The organism is uncultured Pontibacter sp., from assembly GCF_947492645.1.
Taxonomy (GTDB): domain Bacteria; phylum Bacteroidota; class Bacteroidia; order Cytophagales; family Hymenobacteraceae; genus Pontibacter.
Map to the genome: position 1 here is coordinate 345,526 of NZ_CANLMZ010000010.1, position 6,469 is coordinate 351,994.

The 6,469-nt window shown below is 43.8% G+C and carries 7 protein-coding genes; 6 read left to right on the top strand and 1 reads right to left on the bottom strand.

The genetic code is table 11. The annotated features are described in order from the left end of the window. Positions 1-39: 39 nt before the first annotated feature. The gene (locus Q1A23_RS17095; RefSeq protein ID WP_299825601.1) at positions 40-1,266 is read right to left on the bottom strand and encodes an ABC transporter permease; all 1,227 of its coding nucleotides are present in this window, start codon (positions 1,264-1,266) and stop codon (positions 40-42) included. Between the two features lie 194 nt (positions 1,267-1,460). Between Q1A23_RS17095 and Q1A23_RS17100 the strand changes: the two genes are divergently transcribed. The 6 genes from Q1A23_RS17100 (at position 1,461) to tsf (ending at position 6,378) form a co-directional block, all read left to right on the top strand. Further along, positions 1,461-1,826, top strand: a complete 366-nt coding sequence (locus Q1A23_RS17100) for a BlaI/MecI/CopY family transcriptional regulator (RefSeq protein WP_299825603.1) — start codon at positions 1,461-1,463, stop codon at positions 1,824-1,826. Position 1,827: 1 nt separating this feature from the next. Next, the gene (locus Q1A23_RS17105) at positions 1,828-3,504 is read left to right on the top strand and encodes a M56 family metallopeptidase (RefSeq protein WP_299825606.1); all 1,677 of its coding nucleotides are present in this window, start codon (positions 1,828-1,830) and stop codon (positions 3,502-3,504) included. 221 nt (positions 3,505-3,725) lie between these two features. Then, positions 3,726-4,175, top strand: coding sequence for a 50S ribosomal protein L13 (rplM, locus tag Q1A23_RS17110; protein WP_299825609.1), 450 nt, complete (start codon positions 3,726-3,728; stop codon positions 4,173-4,175). Between the two features lie 5 nt (positions 4,176-4,180). Continuing rightward, positions 4,181-4,567, top strand: coding sequence for a 30S ribosomal protein S9 (rpsI, locus tag Q1A23_RS17115; protein WP_299825612.1), 387 nt, complete (start codon positions 4,181-4,183; stop codon positions 4,565-4,567). A gap of 21 nt (positions 4,568-4,588) precedes the next feature. Continuing rightward, a complete protein-coding gene (gene rpsB / locus Q1A23_RS17120) occupies positions 4,589-5,356 on the top strand; it encodes a 30S ribosomal protein S2 (protein WP_299825615.1) in 768 nt (255 codons plus the stop codon). A gap of 188 nt (positions 5,357-5,544) precedes the next feature. Then, complete coding sequence (tsf, locus tag Q1A23_RS17125) at positions 5,545-6,378, top strand: translation elongation factor Ts (RefSeq protein WP_299825618.1); 834 nt, start codon at positions 5,545-5,547, stop codon at positions 6,376-6,378. The last annotated feature ends 91 nt before the right edge of the window (positions 6,379-6,469 follow it).

Below are 6,469 nucleotides of genomic sequence, written 5' to 3' on the forward strand. Positions count from 1 at the left end.
GACGCAAGATAAGCCTGTAAAGATTTTATACTTTGTCTGCTACTCTCTTCGGATTGCTTCCACCGGATTTAGTCTGGCCGCACGTGTGGCCGGGTAAGTGCCGAAAACAATTCCCACAATAACAGCTATGATGGCAATAACCAGGAACGTATTAAGTGTATAAGCAGCGGCAAACTCCACATCGGCAAGCGCATTGATAATGGGCACAACACCGAGCGTTACCAGGATGCCCAATAGCAGACCAAGTATACTTCCGAACAACGACACAGTAATCGACTCCGCCAGGAACTGCATCAGTATGTCGCGCTTTTTGGCTCCCATTGCTTTGCGTACACCAATCTCTACGGTACGCTCTGTAACAGAAATAAGCAGCACGTTCATTACCCCGATACCGCCCACTACTACCGAAATTCCCACGATCAGCCCCATCACAACTCTGAAAAGCAAAAATGCCTTTGCCGCCTGGTCAACCCGAGACTCATTACTGATCACCCTGAAATCGGATGGATCTTTTTTATACTTCTGCTTTAGCCAGGCTTCTATTTCTGATTTTATTACCGGCACCTGCTCCACGTTTTCGGCATCGATGATTACTCTTGGCGGGTTCTGCTTCAGTTCTTCATCAGAAAGTATGGTTAGCGGGTAATACACAAGAGGTGCTTCGTTGCCATCATCTTTCAACACTCCTTCAATCTTAACTTCCTTTTCACCAAACGTAACTGTTTTACCCAATAAAAAAGCGCCAGAGTCTGCGCCTAGGGTGTGCCTGGCAAAGGCATGATTCACAAAAGCTACAGGCACTCCTGCCTCCACAGCTGCTGCACTAAAAATTTTACCGGTTGCTATACCTGTTTTTTTAGGATGATGCGCGTTGATACCATTCAACTCTGCCACCAAACTTTTGTCGCTACCAGCCAACTGTACTTCGCCGGTCTGCACCACCTCCAAGTAGCTTTTAACCGGGTGGCTCAGGGATTTCTCCAGTTCCGGTAATTGTGCATAGGTCAGGTAGTCGTAGCTTTCTTTTTTTACCTGTAGCCTGTTTTCTCTTTTGTAGGTATCGGTTTGCAACAGTATGGAATTAAGATCTGTTGTTTTGGTGATCTGCTCCTTCGCAAACCTCTCCATGCCATCAATCAAGGACAGCACCGTAACCAGGGCTCCCACCCCGATCACAATACCAAGTATAGAAAGCAAGGTATGAAACAACCTGCTGCGGATATTCTGCTGCGCCAGCGAAAAGGAGATAAGTAGTTTTTTTAGCATAGTAGTTAAGTATAGGCACAATTATATTCCGAAATATTAATAAGAATTCCTAGCAGACGGACATTTATACTTAAACCCACCTATACTTAAAAAACCTTTTCTGGAACTCAATTCCAACATAAGTAAAATAATTACGAAGATTTCGTAGCTATTATTACGAACATTTCGTAACTATACGAAAACATCGTAGAAGTATGGAAAAGCTAACACAACAAGAAGAAGAAGCCATGCAGGTGATCTGGGAAACCGGCGGCGGCTTTATAAAGGACTTCCTGGAGCAACTACCCGAACCTAAACCACCTTATACTACGCTGGCCTCTACGGTAAAGAACCTCGAGAAAAAGAGTTTTGTGCAGGGTGAAAAGATAGGCAATTCTTACCGCTACCTGCCATTGCTAAAAGAGGAAGACTACAAGAAAAAGTTTATGAAAGGCTTTGTGGGAGATTATTTTAAGAACTCATACAAAGACCTGGTGGCCTTTTTTGCCAAAGAAAAGCAGATAAGCGCCGAAGAATTGAAAGAGATTATAGACATGATCGAAAACAAGAAATCGAAATAACATGCCTGCCTTACTCCTATACCTCCTGAAAGCAAACGCAGCCCTGGTGCTGTTTTACCTGACGTACCATTTTGTGCTGCGACGACTAACCTTTTACCACCTGAACCGGGCATTCCTGCTGTTTGGTATTGTGTTTTCTGTACTCTACCCTTTTATAGACCTCCAAAGCCTTTTCAGTAAACACCAGGAGCTGGCGGTGGTAAACACTTACGTAGCCGCTATACCTGCCTTTACAGTAGCACCTGCCCTACCCGAGGCACAAGAGTTCGATTACTGGCAACTGCCTGTGTACCTTTTCTGGCTGGGTGCAGCAGCCGTAGCGGTCAGGTTGCTGTTTCAGTTTACCTCACTTTACAAGATTCATACGTCGTCGGTGCCTGCCACACATAAGGGTATCGGCTACAGGCAGGTTAAAAGTATAAATCATGCCTTCTCCTTTTGGCAATCTATTTACCTGAACCCTGAGCAGCACAAGCAACACGAACTCGATGCCATACTTAACCACGAGCAGGTGCATGTAAAAGGCTGGCATACCCTGGATGTACTGCTATCAGAGCTTAGCACCGTCTTCTACTGGTTTAACCCCGGTGGCTGGCTTATGAAGCGCGCTGTTAAAGAGAACCTGGAGTTTATTGCTGATAAAAACGTGGTTGCCGCCGGCCTAGACCGCAAAGACTACCAGTACCTGCTCCTGAAAGTTACCGGTATTTCGGAGCCCCAGATCGCTAACCAATTCAATTTCTCACCACTTAAAACAAGAATAGCCATGATGAACAAAGTGCCGAGTACCAGAAAACATCTGCTTAAATTCCTGGCGGTGATACCTCTCGCAGCCGTACTGCTCGTTGCCTTTAACGGTGTAGCGCAGCCACAAACAGGTGATGCAGAGGACATCGAAATTAGTGATTACACTAAAGTAGGCCCTGACATTTATATTAAAACTGCGCCCACTTTTACTACCGCCTGCTGGAATGCCCCTAATACGCTAACAATAACCCCTATTGAAGGAGAGGCAGATAATTACCAACTAGACAGCGAGCAAGACATAGCAAGAGCCTATACGAAGTATGGTTTATACTTACCGGACAATGAAATGTATGAAAAAGTATTAGCCAGCATACCAGCTGCCGCCAAAGAAAAAGGACCGCAGGCAGTAAATGAGTACAAAGATTTTTATGCTCGTAACCCGCAGGTTAGAAAGCTTGAGTGGACTACCCGAAACCAGATAATAGTTAGACTGGAATCTACAGAAGAAATGTATGACTTAGAAGACAAAGCTAGCCGTGCTGCCGCAGAGAAAAAGTATGGAAAACTCCCATCAACTCCACCGCCAGCAGAAGTTGTGACACAGGAAGAGTTTGATGCCCGCTCTCAAAAAGGCCTGCAGGACAACGGCGAGAGAATCTTCATTCCAGAAGATATAGATTACTACCAGGACAGAAACAACCTTCCGATAGCGTATACCAACTTCCTGAAGAAGAACTCATCCATAGAAAAGGTTGGCTGGAGAATTAATGAACAGACTGGCCCAAAAGCAATAGTTTTCTTTATGAAGGCAGGAGGAACTGAAACTTATGAGCTGAACGATGAGAAAAGTATGGCTGCCGCCAAAAGCAAGTATGGAGAACTGCCAGGCCTGTTACCACCGCCGCCACCGGTAATGATCAAGAAGAACTAATAGAACAACTTATGACACAGCCCCTAAGGTATAAGCTATACTTTAGGGGCTGTTCCTTTTAACCTGTAACTTATACTTTGCGTTAGCTATTTTCCTGTTACACAGTATATTTCTAGAGGATGTATTGCATATCAAATAAAGTATTTCTATCTTTGTGACCATTTTTCAAGAGCCGAAAAATAGAATAGTTAAAATAAATAAATCGCTTACAACCACTAAAAATGGATCATTTAAGTTATAAGACCCTTACTGTCAACAAGAAGACAGCCAACAAAGGCTGGGTGATTGTTGATGCAGGTCAAGGAAGCTTGGGTCGCGTGGCATCGGAAGTTGCCAAGATCCTGAAAGGCAAGCATAAGCCTTCGTACACTCCTAATGCTGACTGCGGCGACAACGTAATCATTATCAACTCTGATAATCTGCGTTTCACAGGCCGTAAGTGGGATCAGAAGTATTACCTGACACATACTGGTTACCCAGGCGGTCAGAGAAAAACTTCTCCACGTGAGCTAAAGGCTAAATCATCAACGCTGCTCGTAGAGCGCGCAGTTCGTGGCATGTTGCCTAAAGGCCCACTAGGTCGCGAGCTATTCAGAAATCTTCATGTTTTTGCAGGAAGCGAGCATCCATTTGCAGCTCAGCAGCCTAAAGAATTAACCTTCAACATCTAATTTTAATGGAAGTTATCAATACATCTGGTAGAAGAAAAACCTCGGTGGCTCGTATCTACATGACGGCCGGGCAAGGGAATATCACTATTAACGGTAAAGATATCAAGGCATACTTCCCTAACGAAGTATTGCAAACTATAGTAAATCAGCCGTTTCAAACCTTAGATCTAATTGGCAAGTACGATGTTACTGCTAATCTAAAAGGTGGTGGTGTAAGCGGCCAGGCTGAGGCACTAAGACTTGCTATATCTAAAGCACTGGTAGTTGAGAACGCCGAGTCTAAATCAGCACTTCGTAAAGAAGGATTCGTTACTCGTGACCCACGTATGGTGGAGCGTAAGAAGTTCGGTAAGCGTAAAGCACGTCGTTCATTCCAGTTCAGTAAACGTTAATATTTTAGGTGTATCAAAAACATGGCAAGTACTAATTATAAAGAATTACTTGAGGCAGGTGTTCACTTTGGCCACCTTACCCGCAAGTGGGATCCAAAAATGGCACCGTATATCTTCATGGAGAAGAACGGTATCCATATCATTGACTTAAATAAGACGCTAGTTGCGCTTGATGAGGCTTCTGCCGCTATCAAGAACATCGCTAAGTCTGGCCGTAAGATCTTGTTCGTTGCTACTAAGAAGCAGGCACAAGACATCGTAGCCGAGGAAGCAAAACGTCTTAAAATGCCTTACGTTACTGATCGTTGGTTAGGCGGTATGCTTACTAACTTCGCTACTGTGCGTAAGTCTCTTAAGAAAATGTCTACTATCGATAAGATGGTAAAAGACAATACTGCATATGCAGCTATCGCAAAGCGTGAAAGATTAATGCTTTCTCGTGAGCGTGAGAAACTGGAGCGTGTACTTGGTGGTATCGCTGATCTTTCTAGACTGCCTGCAGCACTTTTCATCGTTGACGTTAAGCGTGAGCATATCGCTGTTAAAGAGGCTCACAAACTTAACTTGCCGGTTTTCGCTATCTGCGATACTAACTCTAACCCAGAGACAGTAGATTTCCCAATCCCTGCAAACGACGATGCTTCTAAGTCTGTATCTCTTATCGTTTCTCTGATCGGTAAGGCTATCGAAGAAGGTCTGTCTGAGCGTAAGGTTGACAAAGAAGAAACTGAGCGTAAGCGTTCTGAAGAAGAAGGCATCAAGGCTAAACAAGAAGCAGACGAGCAATAGTCAATTGTTCATATTGCAATAACATCAAACTGAACATTGGGCTTTGCAGCTTCAATGTTCAGTTTGTTTTAGGGGAAATAGGAAGCAGGCAAAAGCTGCTTTGACAAAAGACAAAGAGTTCTACCCTACTATTTTCTTCCAAATACAGAATTCAAAATTTATAATTCATAATTCTTAATTATAAAAAAATGGCTATTACAGCACAAGACGTTAACAGACTCCGTCAGGAAACAGGAGCAGGTATGATGGACTGCAAGAAAGCGCTTACAGAAGCTAACGGCGATTTCGAAGCTGCTAAAGATATTCTTCGTAAGGCAGGCCAGAAAATTGCCAGCAAGCGTGCAGACAACGTGACTTCTGAAGGTATCGTTCTTACGCAGGTAAACGCAGAAGGCAACAACGGTAAAGTAGTTGCACTTGCTTGCGAAACTGAGCCTGTATCTAAAGTTGCAGACTTCAAAAGCCTAGCGCAAAGAGTTATGGATACTGCTGTATCTACTAACGCTGCTACTAAAGAAGATCTTCTTGCTGCAAACCAGGAGGATGGCCGCTCACTTCAGGACCACATTACTGACCTGATGGGTAAAATCGGTGAGAAAATTGACGTAGTTTCTTACGAGACTGTAAACGCTGATCAGGTTGTTGGTTACACGCACTCAACTGGTAAATTAGGTGTATTAGTAGGCCTTGTAAACACTAACGGTACTGATGTAACTGAGGTTGGTAAAGACGTAGCAATGCAAATTGCTGCCATGAACCCGGTTGCTTTAGACAAAGACGGCGTTGATGCTGCTACTGTTGAGCGTGAAATCGAGATTGGTAAGGAGCAGGCACGTGCTGAAGGTAAGCCAGAGCAAATGTTAGAGAAAATTGCTCAAGGTAAACTGAACAAGTTCTACAAAGAAAATACATTGCTTAACCAGGAGTTCGTAAAGGATTCTTCTTTAACTATCGCGCAACTGCTTGACAAAACTAGCAAAGGCATGACAGTTAACGACTTCAAGCGTGTAGCTATCGCTTAAGTATAAGCTGAAAGTATGTCTCGTCCTGATATAAGTTGACGGGTTTGAGACGAAATTACTTTTTAATTTGAGACCTCCAATACGTTTGTGT

What these genes read in the sequence shown, in the direction of transcription:
- rpsI (WP_299825612.1), top strand. Translation starts at nt 4,181, where the DNA reads ATGGAAGTTATCAATACATCTGGTAGAAGAAAAACCTCGGTGGCTCGT.
- Q1A23_RS17105 (WP_299825606.1), top strand. Translation starts at nt 1,828, where the DNA reads ATGCCTGCCTTACTCCTATACCTCCTGAAAGCAAACGCAGCCCTGGTG.
- Q1A23_RS17095 (WP_299825601.1), bottom strand. Translation starts at nt 1,266, where the DNA reads ATGCTAAAAAAACTACTTATCTCCTTTTCGCTGGCGCAGCAGAATATC.
- tsf (WP_299825618.1), top strand. Translation starts at nt 5,545, where the DNA reads ATGGCTATTACAGCACAAGACGTTAACAGACTCCGTCAGGAAACAGGA.
- rpsB (WP_299825615.1), top strand. Translation starts at nt 4,589, where the DNA reads ATGGCAAGTACTAATTATAAAGAATTACTTGAGGCAGGTGTTCACTTT.
- Q1A23_RS17100 (WP_299825603.1), top strand. Translation starts at nt 1,461, where the DNA reads ATGGAAAAGCTAACACAACAAGAAGAAGAAGCCATGCAGGTGATCTGG.
- rplM (WP_299825609.1), top strand. Translation starts at nt 3,726, where the DNA reads ATGGATCATTTAAGTTATAAGACCCTTACTGTCAACAAGAAGACAGCC.